The 20614-nt window shown below is 51.8% G+C and carries 19 protein-coding genes and 4 tRNA genes; 8 read left to right on the top strand and 15 right to left on the bottom strand.

Annotation, left to right across the window (positions count from 1 at the left end; translation table 11 throughout):
- Positions 1-259: 259 nt before the first annotated feature.
- On the bottom strand, positions 260-781 hold the full coding sequence (locus ATY27_RS19815) for a GNAT family N-acetyltransferase (protein ID WP_208930544.1): 522 nt from the start codon (positions 779-781) through the stop codon (positions 260-262).
- Between the two features lie 23 nt (positions 782-804).
- Complete coding sequence (gene ppiC, locus ATY27_RS19810) at positions 805-1083, bottom strand: peptidylprolyl isomerase PpiC (RefSeq protein WP_031568523.1); 279 nt, start codon at positions 1081-1083, stop codon at positions 805-807.
- A 216-nt stretch (positions 1084-1299) separates the two neighbouring features.
- On the opposite strand from ppiC, the gene ATY27_RS19805 reads away from it, so the two are divergent.
- Positions 1300-3111, top strand: coding sequence for a DUF885 domain-containing protein (locus tag ATY27_RS19805; RefSeq protein WP_208930545.1), 1812 nt, complete (start codon positions 1300-1302; stop codon positions 3109-3111).
- 66 nt (positions 3112-3177) lie between these two features.
- Here the strand turns inward: ATY27_RS19805 and aguA are convergent, their stop codons facing one another.
- The 3 genes from aguA to ATY27_RS19790 form a co-directional block, all read right to left on the bottom strand.
- Positions 3178-4299, bottom strand: coding sequence for an agmatine deiminase (aguA, locus tag ATY27_RS19800; RefSeq protein ID WP_244151259.1), 1122 nt, complete (start codon positions 4297-4299; stop codon positions 3178-3180).
- A 110-nt stretch (positions 4300-4409) separates the two neighbouring features.
- On the bottom strand, positions 4410-5297 hold the full coding sequence (aguB, locus tag ATY27_RS19795; RefSeq protein ID WP_208930546.1) for an N-carbamoylputrescine amidase: 888 nt from the start codon (positions 5295-5297) through the stop codon (positions 4410-4412).
- 250 nt (positions 5298-5547) lie between these two features.
- On the bottom strand, positions 5548-6186 hold the full coding sequence (locus ATY27_RS19790; RefSeq protein WP_244151260.1) for a peroxiredoxin-like family protein: 639 nt from the start codon (positions 6184-6186) through the stop codon (positions 5548-5550).
- 182 nt (positions 6187-6368) lie between these two features.
- Here ATY27_RS19790 and ATY27_RS19785 point away from each other — a divergent pair, with 182 nt between their 5' ends.
- A complete protein-coding gene (locus ATY27_RS19785; RefSeq protein WP_208930547.1) occupies positions 6369-7526 on the top strand; it encodes an FAD-dependent oxidoreductase in 1158 nt (385 codons plus the stop codon).
- Positions 7527-7629: 103 nt separating this feature from the next.
- On the opposite strand, the gene ATY27_RS19780 is transcribed toward ATY27_RS19785, so the two are convergent.
- From ATY27_RS19780 to ATY27_RS19765, 4 genes are all read right to left on the bottom strand, one after another.
- Positions 7630-7704, bottom strand: a tRNA-Gln gene (locus ATY27_RS19780).
- A 58-nt stretch (positions 7705-7762) separates the two neighbouring features.
- Positions 7763-7837: transfer RNA gene (locus tag ATY27_RS19775), tRNA-Gln, on the bottom strand.
- Positions 7838-7865: 28 nt separating this feature from the next.
- Positions 7866-7950: transfer RNA gene (locus ATY27_RS19770), tRNA-Leu, on the bottom strand.
- Positions 7951-7977: 27 nt separating this feature from the next.
- Positions 7978-8054 (bottom strand) — tRNA-Met (locus tag ATY27_RS19765).
- A gap of 247 nt (positions 8055-8301) precedes the next feature.
- Here ATY27_RS19765 and ATY27_RS19760 point away from each other — a divergent pair.
- Positions 8302-9846: an oligopeptide:H+ symporter gene (locus tag ATY27_RS19760; protein ID WP_208930548.1), complete on the top strand. Its 1545-nt coding sequence runs from the start codon at positions 8302-8304 to the stop codon at positions 9844-9846.
- Between the two features lie 61 nt (positions 9847-9907).
- Here ATY27_RS19760 and ychF read toward each other — a convergent pair whose 3' ends face one another.
- From ychF to lolB, 6 genes are all read right to left on the bottom strand, one after another.
- Complete coding sequence (gene ychF, locus ATY27_RS19755; protein ID WP_208930549.1) at positions 9908-10999, bottom strand: redox-regulated ATPase YchF; 1092 nt, start codon at positions 10997-10999, stop codon at positions 9908-9910.
- Between the two features lie 58 nt (positions 11000-11057).
- Positions 11058-11651 carry an aminoacyl-tRNA hydrolase gene (pth, locus tag ATY27_RS19750; protein WP_208930550.1) on the bottom strand — a complete coding sequence of 198 codons (594 nt, stop codon included), beginning with the start codon at positions 11649-11651 and terminating at the stop codon, positions 11058-11060.
- Complete coding sequence (locus ATY27_RS19745) at positions 11651-12250, bottom strand: 50S ribosomal protein L25/general stress protein Ctc (protein ID WP_208930551.1); 600 nt, start codon at positions 12248-12250, stop codon at positions 11651-11653. The genes pth and ATY27_RS19745 overlap by 1 nt, the downstream gene beginning before the upstream one ends.
- Positions 12251-12431: 181 nt before the next feature.
- Positions 12432-13367, bottom strand: coding sequence for a ribose-phosphate pyrophosphokinase (locus ATY27_RS19740; RefSeq protein WP_106388982.1), 936 nt, complete (start codon positions 13365-13367; stop codon positions 12432-12434).
- Positions 13368-13450: 83 nt separating this feature from the next.
- Complete coding sequence (gene ispE / locus ATY27_RS19735) at positions 13451-14314, bottom strand: 4-(cytidine 5'-diphospho)-2-C-methyl-D-erythritol kinase (protein ID WP_208930552.1); 864 nt, start codon at positions 14312-14314, stop codon at positions 13451-13453.
- Complete coding sequence (lolB, locus tag ATY27_RS19730; RefSeq protein ID WP_208930553.1) at positions 14311-14913, bottom strand: lipoprotein insertase outer membrane protein LolB; 603 nt, start codon at positions 14911-14913, stop codon at positions 14311-14313. Before lolB ends, ispE begins: the two co-directional genes overlap by 4 nt.
- Positions 14914-15057: 144 nt before the next feature.
- Between lolB and hemA the strand changes: the two genes are divergently transcribed.
- The 5 genes from hemA to ATY27_RS19705 all read left to right on the top strand — a co-directional run bounded on the left by hemA (position 15058) and on the right by ATY27_RS19705 (position 20564).
- On the top strand, positions 15058-16305 hold the full coding sequence (gene hemA / locus ATY27_RS19725; RefSeq protein WP_208933477.1) for a glutamyl-tRNA reductase: 1248 nt from the start codon (positions 15058-15060) through the stop codon (positions 16303-16305).
- Positions 16306-16335: 30 nt separating this feature from the next.
- On the top strand, positions 16336-17427 hold the full coding sequence (gene prfA / locus ATY27_RS19720) for a peptide chain release factor 1 (RefSeq protein WP_208930554.1): 1092 nt from the start codon (positions 16336-16338) through the stop codon (positions 17425-17427).
- The gene (gene prmC, locus ATY27_RS19715) at positions 17427-18281 is read left to right on the top strand and encodes a peptide chain release factor N(5)-glutamine methyltransferase (protein ID WP_208930555.1); all 855 of its coding nucleotides are present in this window, start codon (positions 17427-17429) and stop codon (positions 18279-18281) included. The genes prfA and prmC overlap by 1 nt, the downstream gene beginning before the upstream one ends.
- A gap of 194 nt (positions 18282-18475) precedes the next feature.
- Positions 18476-20029 (top strand): DUF3369 domain-containing protein, encoded by a 1554-nt coding sequence (locus tag ATY27_RS19710; protein WP_208930556.1) that lies wholly within the window; start codon positions 18476-18478, stop codon positions 20027-20029.
- A 160-nt stretch (positions 20030-20189) separates the two neighbouring features.
- Positions 20190-20564 carry a SirB2 family protein gene (locus ATY27_RS19705; protein WP_208930557.1) on the top strand — a complete coding sequence of 125 codons (375 nt, stop codon included), beginning with the start codon at positions 20190-20192 and terminating at the stop codon, positions 20562-20564.
- Positions 20565-20614 lie beyond the last annotated feature (50 nt).

The raw sequence follows: 20614 nt of genomic DNA, 5'->3' as shown, positions 1-20614 counted from the left end.
CGCCTGCGGCGGATAGTGACCTTGTCGGATAAGGCCGCGGCGATACGGACCCATTCATCTGGAATATGGTTGGCAAATACTTCCATCCGGGCGACGGGCTCCCCGGACATCTCAATGACTTCGGTTAAATCCTGAATTAACGGCATAAAAAAATCCGGAACCTATGACGGGTTCCGGATTTTCCTACACTGCCAGGATCGGTCAAGTACTCTTAACTGATCTGCATTGCGCGTTAAGCGGGCTTTTGCTATTTCACGGACTAATCATCGTGTGGCTGCAGCGGCGTCGGCAGCGTCAGCTGATAAAACGCCAGGTTCAGCCAGCGCCCAAATTTAAAGCCTGCTTGGCTGATAGTGCCACTGTGAACAAAACCAAGTTTCTGATGCAGCGCGATACTGGCGCTGTTTTCCGCATCAATACCACCGATCAATAAGTGATAACCCTGCGTTTGGCCCGCTTCAATCAGCAATTGCAGCATCTGCTTACCGAGGCCTTTGCCCTGGTGATCCGGATGCACATACACCGAATGTTCAACTGAATACTTAAACGCCGGAAAGGCACGGAAAGTGCCATAACTACCAAAAGCCAGCAGCGTGCCGTCGTCGGCTTTGATTCCGATGACGGGAAAGTTACCGGCGCTTTTATTGGCAAACCACTGCTGCATCGTCGTCATGGTGCGGGGTTTGTATTCATACAGTGCCGTGGTGTGCAAAATGGCGTGGTTGAAGATCTCGAGGATCTGCGCCGCTTCGGACTCAAACTGACACTGAATAATCTGCATGCAGCACTCGCTTTATCTGCGCCTCAGGCGCGATATAAGGTTTTAATCAGATGAAAGCCAAACTGGGTTTTCACCGGGCCGTGAACTTCCAGTACAGGCTTTTTAAACACAACTTCGTCAAAGGCTTTGACCATCTGACCCGGTCTGAACTCACCGAGATCTCCGCCTTTTTTACCGGAAGGACATAATGAATGTTTCTTCGCAAGGTCCTGAAAATTGGCGCCTTTGGCCAGTTGTTTTTTCAGTTGTTCCGCTTCTTCCTGGGTCTTGACCAGGATATGACATGCACAGGCTTTGGCCATACTGAGTACTCCTACGACTTAAAATGAGCAGCTCTGCCTTCCTGGGCGGACCTTTTGCAATGGGCGCATAGTTTAATCGAAAACGGAACTAAAAAAAATATGCAGCGCGGACCAGTTTAATTGTGTTTTTTTTGTGCAGTCTTGGTTATGGTGGAAGCAGTTGCTGACATTATTGTTTAAGCATCTGTTTTATAAAAATAAAAAAGGGGAATACTGATGTGGAAATGGGTTGGACGTTTATTGTTGTTGGCGCTTCTGGCGCTGGCGGCATTTGTGGTGAATGCCATTTGGTTTAAACCGGTTTCAAGCCGGGTGTTTTATGAGCGGGTTTTCCTCGAATTTGGTCTGCAAAGCCCGGAATTGTTGAGTCAGTTACGCTTACTCGAGGGGGTAGGTATTCGTGGTCATAATGCTGAGCTGGACGATCGCTCACAGGCCAGTGGCGATAAACAGTTTGCCAAACTGAAAGCCGATCTGGCGACTTTGCGTCAATATGACCGTAACAGCATGACCGAAGCCGAAAAACTGAACTACGACATGCTGGAGTGGTTTATGGCGCATCAGGCCGAAGGCGAGAAGTGGCGTTATCACGATTACCCGGTCAATCAGCTATTTGGTGTGCAGAGTATGCTGCCGCGCTTTATGGTCAATACGCACCAGCTCAAAGACAAAACGGACGCAGAGCAATATATCAGCCGGTTGCAGCAGTTTGACCGGGTTTTTGGCCAGGTGGTGGAAGATTTAAATATCCGCGCCGCCAAAGGCGTGGTGCCACCGCGTTTTGTGCTGGAGAAAGTACTGAATGAAGTACAGGGGTTCACCTCCGGTGCTGTTGATCAGCAACTGCTGTATACCCACTTCAGCACTGCCATCACAAAAATTGACGGTCTGACTGAAGCTGACCGCACTCAACTGACCACCCAGGTCAAAGCGGCCATTGAACAATCAGTGTTGCCTGGCTATCAGAAACTGACCGGCTATCTGACAGATACAGTCGCCAGCGCGACCACCGATGACGGCGTCTGGAAGCTACCGGAGGGTGACCAGTATTATGCTTATGCACTGAAACAACACACCACGACAGACATGACACCGGAACAAATCCACTTGCTGGGTCTTGCTGAGGTGGCGCGTATCCAGCAGGAAATGTTGGCGATCCTGCAGGCGCAAGGCATCACTGGCGATAATGTTGCGCAGATGATGACAGCCTTAGGCGATGATCCGCGGTTTTTGTATCCGGATAGCAATGAAGGCCGCCAGCAAATTCTGGCTGATTACAAAACCATTCTGGCTGATATTGAGACCCGGTTAGTACCGGCGTTTAATATCAGACCGAAAGCCCCTATGGACGTGCAACGCGTCCCTGAATTTGCTGAGAAAACCTCGCCCGGAGCTTATTACAATGGGCCTGCGATGGACGGCTCACGGCCAGGTGTATTTTTTGCCAATCTGTACGATATCCGCGCGACGCCTAAATTTGGCATGAAAACACTGGCAGTGCACGAAGGTATTCCAGGCCATCATTTCCAGATTGCGATCCAACAGGAACTGAAAGGCTTACCAACCTTCCGCAATATTCTGCCATTTACCGTCTATGCCGAAGGCTGGGCGCTGTACACCGAACGGCTGATGGCTGAGCTGGGTCTCTATAAAGATGATCCTTTTGGTGATTTAGGCCGGCTGCAGGCTGAGCTGTTCCGCGCCATCCGGCTGGTGGTTGATACCGGTATTCATCACAAACGCTGGACCCGGGAACAGGCCATTGCTTATATGTCCGGTAATGCCGGTATGGCGAAATCGGATGTGGAAGCTGAAATTGAGCGTTATATCGTGATGCCGGGCCAAGCCTGCGCTTATAAAGTCGGCATGATGAAATTACTGGAACTACGCAACAAAGCACAGCAGGAACTGGGTGATAAGTTTAAGCTGACCGATTTCCATGACGTGGTGCTGCAAAATGGCTCGATGCCACTGACGATCCTGGAACGGGTGGTTGACCAGTATATCGCAGCGAAAAAAGCGGCCTAGTCAGGTATTAGACCATTCGATAACAAAAAGGCGCCTGATGGCGCCTTTTTCACATTGTAACTTTCGTTACGCAGGTTGTTGTTGAGTAATACAATGCACGTTGCCACCACCTAACAGAATTTCACGGCCAGGCACAGTCACCACCTGATGCTGCGGAAACACCTTGGCGAGGATATCTGCGGCAACGTTATCCATCGGATCGTCAAAGGTTGGTAGGATCAAACCGCCGTTACACAGATAAAAGTTGATATAAGAGCCAGCCAGGCGGGCTTCGGCTTCGCGCGGTACCGCAGCACCTGTTAAGTCGACACTGTCATATTCTTCGGCATTGGCCAGTAACGGGCCCGGTACCGGCAGTTTATGCACGATAAAAGGCCGGCCTTTGGCGTCTGTGCTGTTTTCCAGCACTGTGAGCGCCGCGCGCGAGCGGGTGTATTGCGGGTCGGATTCGTCATCGGTCCAGGCCAGCAGTACTTCGCCCGGACGGACAAAACAGCACATATTATCGACATGACCATCGGTCTCGTCGTTAAAAATGCCTTCTTCCAGCCAAATCACTTTATCAATACCGAGGTAGTCACTGAGTTGTTGTTCAATTTGCGCTTTTGTCAAATCCGGGTTGCGGTTTGGATTGAGCAAACATTCGGCGGTGGTCAATAAAGTGCCTTCACCGTCGGAGTGAATGGCGCCGCCTTCCAGCACAAAACCTTCAGTGCGATAGCGCGGCAGCCCTTCGATATTCAGCACTTTTTGCGCGACCTGGTCGTCCAGATCCCACGGGAAATACAGGCCGCCATTGAGGCCGCCCCAGGCGTTAAAGGTCCAATCGATGCCCCGCACTTCTTTGCCGTTGGTGACAAAAGTTGGGCCGGTGTCACGGCACCAGGCGTCGTTATTGGACACTTCCACGACACGGATCGGATGCACGGTTTCCTGCAGGCTCAACTGTGCCTGCGCATTGGCAAACTGACGGGCTGACGCCATCACTGTCACTGGTTCAAACCGGGCAATAGCACGGATCACTGCCACAAAAGCTTGTTGTGCCGGTTTCGCGCCTAAACGCCAGTTATCGGTCCGCTCTGGCCACACCAGCCAGGTTTGTTTGTGGCGGGCCCATTCGGCGGGCATATAAAAGCCATCAGCGCGGGGCGTGCTTTGTAAGGTGCGATCTGAAATAAATCCGCTCACGTCAGGTTCCTTGTTCAAGGTTCAACATACTGCTGAAAAGTCGTCAGGCCAGAATAATCCGGCCTGAAGTTCGTCTGTCACTGATTTCCTGCGGTGGTGCCGCAGCGCACTTAGTTGCTGTTTTTAGGCACTGTTTTGCCGTCTTTGGTCAGCAAGGTCTCAAACAGGTCGATGCGGCGGTCACGGTAGACGCCCCAGCTACGGCGGATATGCGCCAGCTCGTCGAGGTCAAAACTATGCACCAGCACCGCTTCGCTGACTTCATCGGCTTCCTGCACTTTGGCACCAAACTGGTCAGCAATAAATGAGCTGCCATAGAAAGTGATAGAGAAATCCTGTTCAGATTCAGTACCGATGCGGTTCGATGCAATCAGCGGCACCAGATTGGCAGCCGCGTGACCTTGTTGCGTGCGTTGCCAGTGGTCGCGCGAAGAAATAGTCGGGTCATGCGGCTCGCTGCCAATGGCTGTTGGGTAGAACAGCAGTTCTGCGCCCATCAGTGCCATAGTGCGGGCACATTCCGGGAACCACTGATCCCAGCAAATACCGATACCGATTTTGGCGTAGGCGGTGTCCCAGACTTTAAAACCGGAATCACCTGGCGTGAAATAGTATTTTTCGCTGTAACCCGGGCCGTCCGGGATGTGGCTCTTGCGATAAGTACCAAGATAAGTGCCGTCGGCATCAATCACTGCCACGCTGTTGTACAGGCAGTTACCGGCGCGTTCATAAAAGCTGATTGGCAGAACCACCTTCAGCTCTTTAGCGATTTTAGTGAAATGCGCGACCGCCTGATTGTTTTCCAGCGGTGTAGCGAATTCCAAATATTCTGGTTTTTGTTTCTGGCAGAAGTAGTTACGTTCAAACAGTTCCTGCAGCAGGATAATTTGGGCACCTTTTGCCGCAGCATCACGCACCAGTTTTTCACCGCGGGCGATATTTTCTTCCACATTCCAGCCACCGATCATCTGAGTGGCAGCAACAGTTACCTTACGCATGCAAAGCATCTCCTGGCAAAAGAACAAAATGGACACATTACTTTAGCCACTTATCGTCACCGCAGCAAAGACTGACGGGCAGTAATGGACGGGCACATAATGCAGTTTGGCCGCGCAAAATGCCGGATTTTTCCCCGCGGGTCAATGAAATTCTGCTGATTTTTCCGTACCTTGCCTGAGATGAATTATCCGCGAATTTCTATTCGGCATTCGCGGATATTCATTAGGTTTTTATGCGATTTTGGCAGGCTTATTGATTGGCCAGTTCAGCGGCCAACAGCAACAACCGTGGTTGCAGGCGGGTTTTGTAATTGATATGCACATAACTGAACTGAATTTCGCCGCTTTTACTGACAATAAAAACGGCCGGCGCCGGTAGCACAGCCTGACCGGTACTGTCATAGGTCAGCTGTATGCCATAAGTACCTTTATAGGTTTTCTCTGTCGCTGCATCCATGTAATACGCCACACCAAAGCCCTGCAGAGCATTGAGGTGAGAATCGGACAACAGCTGGTAATTCAATGCTGCGTCTTTGGTCATTTGTTCCGACTTAGCACTGGCTGCCGGTAATTCAGGGCTGACTGCCAAAATGCGGTAACCCAGCTTTTGTAGTTGCGGGGAAATATCACGAAGGCCGGCCAGTTGCGTGTTGCAATAGGGGCACCAACCACCGCGATAGAACACCAGAATGGTTTTTTGCTGGCTTATCAAAGCCGACAAATCGACAGTGGCACCTGTACTATCCTGCACCTGTAATCCGGCAGGTACTGACTGACCGTTTAATAGAGGTCGGATTAACTCAGGTTTTAAGGCAATCTCTGCCGCACCGGCAAAAAAAGTACAAAGCAACAGCGGGATGGACAATAACATCTGTTGGTAACGGGTCATAGCTTGGGCCTGTGGTTAATTAAAGTCATTGGCATGAACAGACCCGCAGTCTGCCTGTTTTTGTTCATCCAACGAAAAAAATTGTCATTTTGTGATTTACCGCAGCTTTCAGGTGCTGAAGCTGCGTAAAATACCGGCTCAGGATAAGTGTTTGATGGTCATCATGAATAAGGCAGGTCAGCGTGTTTGATATTGCAATTGTCGGTGGCGGCATGGTTGGCGCGGCTTTGGCTGTGGCAACAGCGCGAGCGGGTATGAAAGTTGCGTTACTGGAGCGGCAAATGCCAGTCACGATCAGCGAACACAGTGACGTGGACTTGCGGGTCAGTGCAATTAACCGACGCAGTGAACAATGGCTCAAAGACCTCGGCGCCTGGCCGCGCCTATTAAGCAGCCGGCTGGCTCCTTACGCAACATTACGTGCTTTTGAAGGGGATGCGGCACCGCTGGATTTTACTGCCGCCGAATTGGGTGAAGATCACCTCGGTCACATCATCGAGAATTTACATATTCAGCAGGCGTTATGGCAACATTTACCGGACACCGTCGAACTGTTTTGCCCGGTTCAGCTGCTGGGGTATCAGCAATTTAACGACTATGCCAGTCTGCAGACCGATCAGGGTGAGATTAAAGCTCGTCTGTTGATTGCTGCCGACGGGGCACAGTCGCAACTGAAGCAACTGGCGGGGATTGGCTCACTGGGCTGGCAGTACAGCCAAGCCTGTTTGTTGGTGCACGTCCGCACCAGCTACGATGCATTGCCGATGACCTGGCAGCAGTTTACGCCACAAGGGCCACGGGCTTATTTGCCACTGCCGGGCCGCGAGGCATCATTGGTGTGGTATGACGACCATCTGCGCATACAGCAACTTGCAGCGCTGCCGCCACAACAGCTGGAACAACAAATCAGACAGCATTTCCCGGCGGTACTTGGTGAATTTAGTGTGATCAAACAAGGTTATTTCCCGCTGACCCGAAGTCACGCCAATCAATATGTCAAAGGGCGTCTGGTATTGGCCGGTGATGCAGCGCATACCATCAATCCACTGGCAGGGCAGGGTGTCAATCTTGGTTTTGCCGACGCGCAGTGTCTGGCCGCATTACTGATTAAACAGTTCGCTGCCGGTGCTGATTTGGCTGCCCCTGCGTTGTTAGCCCAATACGAGAGTGAAAGGCGTAAGGCGAATTTATTGATGATGTCCGCGATGGATGTGTTTTATCAGGTGTTCAGCAGCAAACTGACACCGTTGGTACAGCTGCGCCGGCTCGGGTTACAGATGGCCGCAAAAGCAGGGCCGCTAAAAACTTATGTGGGTAAATATGCAGCGGGATTAGTGTGACGCAGTGAAACCAATGCTTGTCGAAACAAAAAGGCTGCAAATCTGCAGCTTTTTTATTTGGTTATAAAAAAGAAAACCCAGCCGAAGCTGGGTTATCAAAGAATGGCAGGGGTACAGGGATTCGAACCCCAGAATGGCGGGATCAAAACCCGCTGCCTTACCGCTTGGCTATACCCCTGCAGAAACACATGTGGCTGTAACGTATGAACTGATGACCATACTGCCACTAAAATTAATGGCAGGGGTACAGGGATTCGAACCCCAGAATGGCGGGATCAAAACCCGCTGCCTTACCGCTTGGCTATACCCCTGCAGAAACTGCAGAATTCTTACTTGCTTTGGTGCGGAAAGAGAGACTCGAACTCTCACGCCTCGCGGCGCTGGAACCTAAATCCAGTGCGTCTACCAATTTCGCCATTTCCGCAATTTACGGCGAACAACGCAGAGAAAGTGGTGGCTACAGCGGGAATCGAACCTGCGACCCCAGCATTATGAGTGCTGTGCTCTAACCAGCTGAGCTATGTAGCCACTGCGTCTTAGTTGTCCTAAGCAAGTGGCGCGTATTATGCTCATCCATGTTTTTTGCGTCAACCGTTTTTTTGCCACAAATCCATGCATTTGAATCGTTTGCTGAATTTATGTTCGCCTTGCTGCAGTTCGCAGCAATTTCTGGCGAAATCATCGCCGCTAAGACCGATAAGGTTTGGCACTTGGCGCTTTTGCGATAGTATCGCTACTAACCTTTTATACGTGAACAATCGCCATTGGATGACTAATGACTGATAAATCTGCGCGCTGGCCGCGCCAACTTCCATACATTATTGCCAGTGAGGCCTGTGAACGCTTCAGTTTTTACGGTATGCGCAATATTCTGACGCCGTTTTTGATGACAGCGTTGCTGCTGTCGGTGCCGGAACAATTCCGCGCTGGTGAAGCCAAAGACATTTTCCACTCCTTTGTCATCGGTGTGTATTTTTTTCCGCTGCTGGGCGGATATCTGGCCGACAAATTCCTCGGTAAATACCGCACTATTTTGTACCTAAGTATTCTGTACTGTATTGGCCACGCTTTTCTGGCGATGTTTGAGACCAACAAAGAAGGTTTTTATGCCGGTCTGTTTTTAATTGCTTTAGGCTCCGGCGGCATCAAACCGCTGGTGTCGGCTTTTATGGGCGACCAATTTGACCAGTCGAATAAACATCTGGCCCGCAAAGCTTTTGACTGGTTTTATTTCACCATCAACTTCGGTTCGTTTTTCGCGTCATTATCGATGCCGCTGGTGCTGAAACACTATGGCGCCGCATGGGCTTTTGGTTTGCCTGGCGCGCTGATGGCGCTGGCCACGTTGTTTTTTTGGCTTGGACGCAGCCGCTACGTGCACGTTGCGCCGGAACCGGATAATCCGCATAGCTTTTTGCAGGTGGTGAAAACAGCGCTGTTAAGTAAACAGGCTGGTCACGCAGATAAAGGCTTGTATCTGGCCTGTACCGGTGTGGCGCTCGCGTTATTTTCGCTGTCACAAACACCTAATTTAGGATTTGTTGCGGCTTTCTGTCTGGCTTTAGTTTTTATGATTGGTTTTGGCGGAGGTGGTGCCGCCTTGCAGCTTGAGCGTGCGCGTGGGGTCCATCCGGATGACGCAGTGGATGGGGTACGAGTGGTATTGCGGGTATTAGTGCTGTTTGCGCTGGTCACGCCATTCTGGTCTTTGTTTGATCAAAAAGCTTCGACCTGGGTATTACAGGCAAATCTGATGAGCCGGCCTGAGTGGTTTGAACCGGCGATGATGCAGGCGCTGAATCCGTTGTTGGTGATGATCCTGATCCCGTTTAATAACTTTGTGCTTTATCCGCTATTGGAACGATCTGGCTTAAAAATCACGGCATTACGCCGGATGGGGGCGGGGATTGCTTTCTCCGGTTTTGCCTGGATAGTGGCGGGCAGCCTGCAGGTTTGGCTGGATAATGGTCATATTGTCAGTATTTTATGGCAGATGCTGCCGTATGCCTTGCTGACCTTTGGTGAGGTGTTGGTCTCTGCGACCGGGCTGGAATTTGCCTATAGCCAGGCGCCGGCCGCGATGAAAGGCATTATCACGGCATTTTGGCAGCTATCGGTCACGATCGGTAACCTGTGGGTGTTGGTGGCCAATAATAGTATCCGCAGCGAAGCTGTGTTATCGCATGTCGACAGTACAGGTCTTAGTCAGACGGCGTTTTTGATGTACTTCTTTGCGGCTTTTGCGCTGCTGGCTGCCAGTGTATTCGCGTTATATGCAAGGCGCTATCAGCTGGTCGATAACTATCGGGCGGCGGGTTAAGCTGCGCCTTGTGCCTATAAAAAAAGCCCGCAGCGCGGGCTTTTTTTTGGCAGAAAACTAATCAGACGTTAAACAAGAAGTGCATCACGTCACCGTCTTTACAGACGTAAGTTTTGCCTTCAACTTTTAATTTCCCGGCTTCTTTGGCACCGGCTTCACCGTTACAAGCGATAAAGTCGTCAAATGACACCACTTGGGCGCGGATGAAACCGCGTTCGAAGTCGGTGTGGATCACGCCGGCAGCTTGTGGTGCGGTGGCACCAACCGGAATAGTCCAGGCGCGCACTTCTTTCACACCAGCGGTGAAATAGGTGTGCAGATTCAATAATGAATAACCGCCGCGGATCACCCGGTTTAAACCAGGTTCATTTAAGCCCATTGATTCTAAGAATTCGGCTTTTTCGTCATCTTCCAGTTCAGAGATTTCTGATTCAATGGCGGCGCAAACCGGCACGACAATAGCGCCTTCTTTGGCGGCAATTTCGCGCACAACATCGAGGTGTGGGTTATTTTCAAAACCATCTTCCAGCACGTTGGCGATGTACATGGTTGGTTTGATGGTCAGGAAATTCATGTAAGAAATCAGCGCTTTTTCTTCTGGCGACAGCTCCAGCTGGCGCAGCGTCAGGCCTGATTCTAAGTGAGCTTTCACCTTTTCCAGCACTTCAATTTCAGCTTTGGCGTCTTTGTCACCGGCTTTGGCTTTTTTGCTGACGCGGAAAATGGCTTTTTCTGCGCTATCCATATCGGCCAGCACTAATTCCATATTGATGGTATCGATGTCGTCAGCCGGGTCGACTTTGTTGGCAACGTGGATCACGTTTTCATCTTCAAAACAGCGCACGACGTGGCCGATGGCGTCGGTTTCGCGGATGTTGGCCAGGAACTTGTTACCAAGACCTTCGCCTTTAGATGCGCCTTTGACCAGACCTGCGATATCAACAAATTCCATTGTGGTTGGCAGGATACGTTGTGGTTTGACGATGTCAGCCAGTTGCGTCAGACGCGGATCCGGCACAGGCACCACGCCGGTATTCGGTTCAATGGTACAAAACGGGAAGTTCGCCGCTTCGATACCCGCTTTGGTCAGCGCGTTAAACAGTGTAGATTTACCGACGTTGGGTAAACCAACGATGCCACATTTAAAACCCATGGAAATATCCTCAGTGCTGAGCCGGCGCCAAGATAGCGCAGCCGCTGTTACCAGACCCTCAGGTCGTGGCGATAAAACTGTGTAAACGATGCTGGGCTTTGACGAGGCCGTCTTTTTGCCACAGCTCAAGGCAACGCAACGATTCGTCGAGCGCGTCCTCTATCAATTTTTGCTCTGCTTGCGGGGCTTTGCCCAACACGTATCCGGTGACGAGGTCTTTATGACCTGGATGGCCGATACCTAAACGCAGGCGGTAAAAATTGGCATTATTGCCCAATTTACTGGTGATGTCTTTTAAACCATTGTGACCGGCATGACCGCCACCGAGCTTAAATTTGGCTACGCCCGGTGCTATCGCCATTTCGTCGTGCGCGACCAGAATATGCTCTGGAGCGACTTTAAAAAACTGCGCCATTGCTGCAACAGCTTTTCCACTTAAATTCATATAAGTGGTGGGGATTAACAACTTGATTTCCTGCCCGGCTAACAGGAATTTCCCTGTCAGGCCAAAATATTTCGGGTCGGCTTTTAACGGTACGTTATAGCGGCGGGCCAGTTGTTCAACAAACCATTGGCCGGCATTGTGGCGGGTTTTTTCATATTCGGGGCCTGGATTACCCAGGCCCACGATAAGCTGAACAAAGTCAGACATTACTCAGCAGTTTCTTCCGCTTTACCAGCTGGTTTGTTTACAGAAACAACCGCCTGGTCATGGCCAGCGCCTTTAGCCAGTTCAGCGATAGTCACGCCGGCTGGAACTTTCAGGTCTGACAGGTGCAGAGTTACGCCAACTTCAACGTCTGCCAGGTCAACTTCAATGAATTCTGGCAGGTTAGCTGGCAGAACTGTGATAGCAACTTCGTTGATGTGGTGAGCAACGATACCACCTTTTTTACCAGCAGCAGCTTCGTTAACGAAGTGCAGAGGTACTACAGTGTGCAGCTCGTGGCCAGCTTCAACGCGTTGGAAGTCAACGTGCATGACTTTTGGCTTGAACGGGTGACGTTGCATGGCTTTAACGATTGCTTTTACTTCTTCACCGCCGACATTGATAGTCAGGATGTGCGTGTAAAAACCTTCGTTGGCTTGTGCCTGGATCAGTTTGTTGTGGTCCAGAGTCACTGACAGAGGCGCTTGGTGGCCACCGTAAATGATTGCAGGAACTTTGTCCGCGTGACGCAGGCGGCGGCTCGCACCTTTCCCCAGGTCGTTACGGATTTCGGCATTTAACGTGTAAATGGCTTCAGACATTTGGATCTCCAAAAATTAAGAACGCCGGTTTCCGCGACCAGAAAACCAGCTCAGATTTTTTTCTCACCAGAAAAACGCAAGGCGCTCTGGCGGAAAAAAGCGCGACATAATAGCACCGGCCCCAGGTTCAGGCAAACAAAAAAGCCGCTCTGGGAGCGGCTTTTATCAACACTGTCGACTGTTAGTCAAACATCGAAGAAATCGATTCTTCGTTGCTGATACGGCGGATACATTCCGCCATCATTTCACTCAGCGTCAGCTGTTTCACTTTGCTCACGGCCTGCATGGCCGGCGACAGTGGAATAGTGTCGGTGATGATCAGTTCATCAATTACTGAGTTGGCGATGTTTTCTGCGGCATTACCCGAGAACACCGGGTGCGTAGCATAAGCAAACACACGGCGGGCGCCTTGTTCTTTTAACGCTTCTGCCGCTTTACACAGGGTACCACCGGTGTCGATCATGTCGTCGACGATGATACAGTCGCGGTCTTTGACGTCACCGATAATGTGCATCACTTGCGCCACGTTGGCTTTTGGCCGGCGTTTGTCGATGATGGCGAGGTCGGCATCGTTCAGCAGTTTGGCAATAGCACGGGCACGCACCACACCACCGATATCCGGAGACACCACGACTGGCGCCTGGAACTCACGCTTACGCATATCATCCAGCAGCACTGGTGAGGCGAAAACGTTGTCGACCGGGACGTCGAAGAAACCCTGGATTTGTTCAGCATGCAGGTCAACGGTCAATACACGGTCAACACCGACGCTCGACAGGAAATCTGCCACGACTTTCGCCGTGATAGGCACCCGGGCAGAGCGGACACGACGGTCCTGGCGGGCATAACCAAAATACGGGATCACCGCAGTGATACGACCGGCAGAAGCGCGGCGCAGCGCATCGACCATCACGATCAGTTCAATCAGGTTATCGTTGGTCGGGGCGCAGGTGGACTGGATAATAAAAACGTCCGATCCACGGACGTTTTCATTAATCTGAACGCTGACTTCTCCATCGCTGAAACGGCCAACTTCGGCATCGCCGAGCTTGATGTACAGGCGGCTGGCGATTTTTCTGGCGAGTTCTGGTACGGCGTTACCAGCGAATATCTTCATGTCGGGCACGGTAGGATCCTCAGGGATTGCTCCGGTTAAAATCTGAAATCAGCACCCGGCAGCAAAAGGGCGCTGATCCCTCGTCATACGGCATGTCGTAACGCAGTCAGCAGCGGCGACTGGTTGAGCCCCCGGGCGACAAATCCGCGGCAATTAGCCGGCAGGTCAGCCAGGGCGCGACGAGCACTGAGTTCATCGGCGAATTCAGCGAAAACACTGGCACCAGTACCCGTCATTCGAGACGGCGCGTATTCTACCAACCACTGTAAGGTTATTGCAACCTGCGGACAGAGACGTTCAACCAGTGGCTGACAGTCATTTCGCCACGGACTGGTCATTAAATCTGCCAGCGTCAGTGCTTTACTGTCGCGAATTAAATCCGGATGGGTAAATACCGCAGCGGTTGAGACGTGCGCATCCGGTGTCACCACTAAGTACCAGCAGTCTGCTAACTCAACCGGCTGCAGCTGCTCGCCAACGCCTTCAGCAAAGGCGGTCTGACCAAACACAAACACCGGCACATCTGCCCCGAGTTTTAAGCCGATATCGGCAAGCTGCTGTGTTGACAAGCCCAGCTGCCACAAGACATTTAACGCGTGCAGCGTGGTTGCCGCATCAGACGAGCCGCCCCCCAGACCTCCGCCCATCGGCGTGCATTTTTCTAAAAAAATGTCGATACCGGCATCGGGGGCGGCGAATGGTCGCAGCAGCTGGGCGGCGCGTACGACCAGATTGTCACTACCAGCAATGCTGATATCTGAGCAGCGAAAATCGATAGTACCGCTTTGGTTGGCGCGAAAACTCAGCTCATCCCCCACGTCCAGCATGCGAAACAGCGTTTGCAGATTGTGGTAGCCGTCCGCGCGCCGCCCGGTGATATGCAAAAATAAATTCAGTTTGGCCGGCGCCGGTAAAATCAGCGTGCTATTGATAAAAGTGCCTGTCATGGCTGCCACTCCCGGATCACCAGCTTGATGCGGGTTTCGCCGGATTGCAGCTGCATTTTGCGTGGCAGTGCTTTGGCGTCAGGGAAAAAATCACTGTAACTGACCTGCCATTGCCGCGCGCGGCTGTCAGTCAGAGTAAAACTGGTCAGCCGGCCCATGCCGTCGCGTTGTAAATTTTCACTGCTGGGGCCAGGCAGGCCTTTGAGCCACAACTGCATCTCTTCAATCGGCAAAGACCAGCCGGATAAATAATCCAGTAAAGCACCGGCAGACATGGCCTGATGCGTCTGACCATCGACTTTGACTGTCGCACCTTGTTGATGAGTTTCCAGTTCAAACACGGTCAGACCCAGGAAGTTGGTCATGGATGCCTGATAATATTCGCCGTGTTGTTGCCAGTTCAGTGTGCCACTGACATTTTCCCCGGGTGCTTTGACGCCCAGAGCCGCCACCACTTTAAATTCGGTCAGCGCATCCAGCGCCTGTTCGCGTTCAGCGGCGGGGAGTGGGCGTGAAACTTGGGGTGTCGGCTGGCTGGCGCAGCCGGTTAACAGTAGGCCCAGCAAACAGCTGGCCCAGAGATTTTGCTTTAAAAACACAGTTTTTCCTGCTTTAAAGTGATGTGCCGGACCTGCAAGCTTATGCAGCAGGCTTTTCAGCGTCCGTGGATTTTCGTACAATCCGCCCTTTATCCGGTACTCTGGCAATATCCTGCCAAAGTTTCCTTACTTATTTTCAGGTGAATCGCTATTTTTGCACTTGGCATCAATCACAAAACTGCGCCGGTCGCCCTGCGTGAGCAACTGGCGTTTGCGCCAGAGCAAGTCGCTGATGCGCTGCTGGATCTGACTGCCAAAACGGCGGTGACTGATGCTGTGATCGTATCCACCTGCAACAGAACTGAATTGTATTTTAGCGGCAGCAGCGAACAATCGAAACAAGTGATTGACTGGCTGGCACAATTTCATCAGCTGAACCGGCAGGAAGTCGAGCCGCATCTGTATCTGCATAGCGCGGATGCCGCCTCGACCCACCTGATGCGCGTCGCTTGCGGTTTGGATTCACTGGTGCTTGGTGAGCCGCAAATTCTTGGTCAGGTTAAGCAGGCTTATAGTCAGTCGCGTCAGTTGGGTACTATTCAGCCGGTGTTTGAACGGCTATTCCAGAAAACCTTTGCGGTGGCCAAGCAGGTGCGAACCGACACTGAAATTGGCGCCAGTGCAGTGTCGGTAGCTTTTGCTGCGGTGACGCTGGCCCGGCAGATCTTCGGCAAACTCAATGATGTCAAAGTGTTACTGATTGGCGCCGGTGAAACGATTGAATTGGTTGCCAAACATTTGCTGGAGCAAGGTGCGGCACACCTGACGGTGGCAAATCGCTCTTATGACAGAGCCGCCGGGTTGGCGGCACAGTTTAACGGTCAGGCGATTAGCCTGGCGCAAGTGCCGCAAGCGCTGGTCGATGCCGATGTGGTGATCAGCTCCACCGCCAGTACTTTGCCGATTGTCGGCAAAGGCATGGTGGAGCAGGCGTTAAAAAAACGCCGGCACAAGCCGATGTTTCTGGTCGATTTAGCGGTGCCACGTGATATCGAAGCACAGGTAGCAGAGCTTGAAGATGCGTATCTGTATACCGTCGATGACTTACAGAATATCGTTGCGCAGAATATGCAGTCCCGCCAGGCGGCCGCTGAGCAGGCCGAACAGATGATTGCGGTTGGCGTGGCAGATTTCAGTCAATGGCTGGCGCTGCAGGGCAATGTCGACTGGGTGCGGGATTACCGCGAACGCTGTGACGCAGTGAAGCAGGAATTATTACAACGGGCGCTGAATCAGCTCGCCAGCGGCCAGAGTGCCGATAAGGTGATGACTGAATTAGCGACTAAACTCAGCAACAGGTTAATGCATGCGCCAACCCGGACTATCCGGCAGTTGCTGCAAGATGACACTACTCAACCCCAAACATTGATCAACACGCTGTTAGATGTGTAGTTGGATGTTTAATCAGGTATTTATTGTTCCATGAAAGAATCGGTATATCGCAAACTCGAAGGTCTGGTCGAGCGTTATGAAGAAGTGCAGGCGCTGTTAAGCGACGCTGCCGTGATCTCTGATCAGAATAAATTCCGCGAGTTATCCCGCGAATATAGTCAGCTGGAGCCGATCGCCCAGCATTTTGCGCTGTATTGTCAGGCGCAGGACGACTTGCAAAGCGCCGAAGAAATGTTAAAAGACGCCGATCCGGATATGCGGGAGATGGCGCAGGAAGAATTTAAATCGGGTAAAGAACGGATTGAAGTCCTCGACCAGGAATTACAAATCCTGCTGTTGCCGAAAGATCCGAACGATAACAACAACTGTTTTCTTGAGATCCGCGCTGGTGCCGGTGGCGATGAAGCCGCGATTTTTGCCGGTGATTTATTCCGCATGTACAGCCGTTATTGTGAAAAGCGCCGCTTTAAAACTGAGATCATCAGTTTTAACGACGGTGAACATGGCGGCTATAAAGAAATTATCGTCAGTGTGCAGGGCGACGGCGCTTATGGTGTGCTGAAGTTCGAATCCGGTGGTCACCGTGTGCAGCGCGTCCCTGCCACCGAATCACAAGGCCGGGTGCATACCTCGGCCTGTACAGTCGCGATTATGCCGGAAGTGCCGGAAAGTGAAGCCATTGAAATCAATCCGGCCGATTTAAAAGTTGATACGTTCCGCGCTTCCGGGGCCGGTGGTCAACACGTTAACCGGACCGATTCTGCGATCCGTATTACGCACTTGCCAACCGGTATTGTGGTGGAATGTCAGGACGAGCGTTCGCAGCATAAAAACCGCGCGCGCGCCATGGCGGTGCTGCAGTCGCGTATTCAGGCGGCTGAAGATGAAAAACACCGGCTGGCGGAAGAGTCGACACGCCGGTTACTGGTGGGGTCGGGCGATCGTTCTGAACGTATTCGTACCTATAACTTCCCGCAAGGCCGTTTGACCGATCACCGTATCAATCTGACCATCTATAAACTGCTGGATGTGATGGAAGGTGATCTGGATCCGGTATTAGGTCCGCTTAGCCATGAATATCAGGCCGACCAGCTGGCCGCACTGGCCGAGGAAAACCGCTGATGTTATTGCGTCAGTGGCTGCAGCAGGCAGAAAACGCGCTGCAGGCGCTGGCGCAGCAAGACCCGCACGCCACCGATCTCGCTTTTGAAGCCACCCGGCTCTGGGCCGATGTGCTGGATAAAAATCCGGCCAGTGAGCGGCTGTTTCTGGAACAACCGCTGAGCGACGCCGAACTGAGCCGCTTAAATGCTGCGTTACAGCGACGCGCCAGTGGCGAGCCTCTCGCCTATATCACCGGGCGTTGGTGGTTCTGGGATCTGGAACTCGAAGTTGCCCCTTGTACATTGATCCCAAGACCGGATACAGAGCTATTGGTTGAGCAAGCTCTGGCGCTGCCGTTGCCGCCAGAAGCTACAGTGTTGGATATGGGTACCGGAACCGGCGCCATTGCGCTGACGCTGGCGTCGCAGCGGCCTGACTGGCAAGTCACGGCTGTCGACTTTTCGCCGGACGCCGTTGCACTGGCGGAGCGCAATCGCAGTCGCCTAAAGCTGGTCAATGCGAGTGTCGTGCAAAGTGACTGGTATCAGGCTGTGGCCGGCAAACGATTTGATCTGATCATTTCAAACCCGCCTTATATCGACGGCTCGGACCCACATCTGCAACAAGGGGATGTACGCTATGAACCGCTCAGTGCGCTGGTCGCAGCTGATGACGGCCTTGCTGATATCCGGTTAATTTGCGCCAAAGCGCCGGCACATTTGCAGCCTGGCGGTTGGCTCTGGCTTGAACATGGTCATCAGCAGCACAACGCGGTACAACAAATCCTTACGGATGCCGGTTTTATCGCGGTGCAATCACGCCGTGATTATGGCGGCAACTGGCGTATCAGCGGCGGTAGTCGGCCGGACTGATCTGCAGCTCATCGCGCCACGTAAACACTCCATCACTTCCACGACTAATTTGCGGCGATCTTTTTGACCGCGCTGCGATTAGCGCATATAACTATTTCTGTTCATTACTAAAATAATTAATTCATCTCAATCACTTAAGCTGAAGGTCGCACAGAGATCAGCTTAAGCAGACAGAAGCTCAAGAGGGAACAAGCGTGGCGAATGATTTTTTATTTGCGGATGAGCCGGAAGATCAGGCGCCGCAACATAACGGCAGCTGGAAAATTCTGATCGTCGACGATGAGCCGGAAGTGCACGCCGTGACGAAACTGGCGCTCAGTGATTTTGCCTTTCAGGGCAAAAATCTGGAGTTTTTCAGTGCTTATTCCGGCACTGAAGCGAAGAAACTGATTGAAACCCACCACGATGCAGCCATTATTCTGTTGGATGTGGTGATGGAATCTGATGACGCCGGGCTGATTGTGGCGCGTTACATCCGTGAAGAACTGCACAACCATTATGTCCGCATTATCCTGCGTACCGGACAACCGGGACAGGCGCCGGAACGCCAGGTGATTGTCAATTACGACATCAACGACTACAAATCCAAGACCGAACTGACCGCACAAAAACTCTTTACCGTGATTATGTCGAGCCTGCGCTCGTACCGCGATATTCTGTCGATCGACAACAGCCGGCGCGGTCTGGAGAAAATCATCACGGCCTCTGCCGATTTGTTTTCCTCGCACTCGATGGAACAGTTCATCGATGGCGTCCTGCAGCAACTGACTTCTATTTTGGGCTGCGATGACAATGCGCTGCTGGTCACTTCGTCACTGGTTGCCGGTAACATTCACGAAAATACCGATCCGGACCAATTGGTGGTGTTTGCCGGTCTCGGTGAGTTTGAGCATCAGGAAGGCCGTGCTGTGTCGGATGTGCTGGACCATACGCTGATGGATGCTTTCCATCAGGCGCTCAGAAGCCGCAGTATTGTGTATCGCGAAAACTATCTGGTGGCCTACTGCACCAGTAAATTCACCCATGGTTCGTTGTTATATGTCTCGGGGCTGCCGAATCAGGTCAATGAAACGCAAAAACGGCTGATTGAGCTGTTTTCGCAAAACGTGCAAATTGCCTATGAAAACGTGCAGTTGCAGCATGAAATTGAAGATACTCAACGCGAGATTGTTTACCGGCTCAGTGAGGCCGTTGAACAACGCTCAATAGAAACTGGCAATCATGTCAAACGCGTCGCGTTTATTTGCTACGAACTGGCCGTGGCTTATGGCTTACCGGGTGATGAAGCAGAAAAACTGATGTTTGCCTCGCCATTGCATGATGTTGGCAAAGTGGGTATCCCGGATGGCATCCTGAATAAACCGATGAAACTGGCTGAGCACGAGTGGGAAGTGATGAAAACCCATTCCAGCATCGGTTACGAGATCTTAAAAAACTCCAAGCGTGCCATTATTCAGGCGGGGGCGGTGATCGCCCGTGATCATCATGAAAAATGGGATGGCAGTGGTTACCCGGCCGGCAAACGTGGCGAGGAAATTCATGTCTACGGCCGTATTGCGGCAGTCGCTGATGTGTATGATGCGTTGCGGCACCGCCGCTGTTATAAATCCCCCTGGACTGCCGAAGCAACGCTGGCGCACATTGAAAGCGAAGCGGGGCGCCAGTTTGACCCACGTCTGGTGGAGATCCTGAAAAGCCGCATCGATAAAATTGAGGCGATTTTGACTAAGTATCCGGACGAGGAATAAAGCCGATACGCTGCTGACAAAGCCACCTTCTGGTGGCTTTGTTGCTGATAAGCATGGACGATCTGGCGATGAACATGCAAAATGCGTTTTTCTTCAGCCAATCCATTGATTGTGCGTCGTTCCCATGCGTCTGCTCAATCTGATCCCGGAGTAAAATCTAATGTACATGGCATTAAAACATACCCATCTGTTATTGGTTGCCCTCAGTGTGTCGTTGTTATTTATTCGGTTTGTCCTGAGCCTGCGTGACTCCGCATTGTTGCAGAAAAAACTGTTTAAAATAGTGCCACATGTCATTGATACCTTTTTGTTGTTATCTGCTGTTGGTCTGATGCTGACCATTCAGCAATATCCATTTGTCACGCCGTGGCTGACTGAAAAATTTATCGGTTTACTGGCCTACATCGCCCTTGGCGTGATGGCGTTAAAAGGCCGGACCAAAGCGCTGCGGGTGTTCGCGTTTTTCGGCGCTCTGGGCTGGTTGGCACTGATGGTGCGCGTGGCAATCACTAAGACTCCGGTGTTATTTGGTTAAGTTTGGACTTGTATCCGGCTGCAGCAGTCGGTCGTATTATTGAAGGAGGC

This window comes from Rheinheimera sp. F8 (assembly GCF_001518915.1).
Note: the sequence above shows the minus strand (reverse complement) of the source record. Positions and strands in the feature narration are given on the sequence as shown.

Excerpts from the sequence above, each read along its gene's own strand:
- pth (WP_208930550.1), bottom strand. The coding sequence starts at position 11,651 with ATGTCTGACTTTGTTCAGCTTATCGTGGGCCTGGGTAATCCAGGCCCC.
- ppiC (WP_031568523.1), bottom strand. The coding sequence starts at position 1,083 with ATGGCCAAAGCCTGTGCATGTCATATCCTGGTCAAGACCCAGGAAGAA.
- ychF (WP_208930549.1), bottom strand. The coding sequence starts at position 10,999 with ATGGGTTTTAAATGTGGCATCGTTGGTTTACCCAACGTCGGTAAATCT.
- ispE (WP_208930552.1), bottom strand. The coding sequence starts at position 14,314 with ATGACAGGCACTTTTATCAATAGCACGCTGATTTTACCGGCGCCGGCC.
- ATY27_RS19745 (WP_208930551.1), bottom strand. The coding sequence starts at position 12,250 with ATGTCTGAAGCCATTTACACGTTAAATGCCGAAATCCGTAACGACCTG.
- prfA (WP_208930554.1), top strand. The coding sequence starts at position 16,336 with ATGAAAGAATCGGTATATCGCAAACTCGAAGGTCTGGTCGAGCGTTAT.
- ATY27_RS19760 (WP_208930548.1), top strand. The coding sequence starts at position 8,302 with ATGACTGATAAATCTGCGCGCTGGCCGCGCCAACTTCCATACATTATT.
- ATY27_RS19790 (WP_244151260.1), bottom strand. The coding sequence starts at position 6,186 with ATGACCCGTTACCAACAGATGTTATTGTCCATCCCGCTGTTGCTTTGT.
- ATY27_RS19740 (WP_106388982.1), bottom strand. The coding sequence starts at position 13,367 with ATGAAGATATTCGCTGGTAACGCCGTACCAGAACTCGCCAGAAAAATC.
- ATY27_RS19815 (WP_208930544.1), bottom strand. The coding sequence starts at position 781 with ATGCAGATTATTCAGTGTCAGTTTGAGTCCGAAGCGGCGCAGATCCTC.
- prmC (WP_208930555.1), top strand. The coding sequence starts at position 17,427 with ATGTTATTGCGTCAGTGGCTGCAGCAGGCAGAAAACGCGCTGCAGGCG.
- ATY27_RS19805 (WP_208930545.1), top strand. The coding sequence starts at position 1,300 with ATGTGGAAATGGGTTGGACGTTTATTGTTGTTGGCGCTTCTGGCGCTG.
- ATY27_RS19705 (WP_208930557.1), top strand. The coding sequence starts at position 20,190 with ATGTACATGGCATTAAAACATACCCATCTGTTATTGGTTGCCCTCAGT.
- aguB (WP_208930546.1), bottom strand. The coding sequence starts at position 5,297 with ATGCGTAAGGTAACTGTTGCTGCCACTCAGATGATCGGTGGCTGGAAT.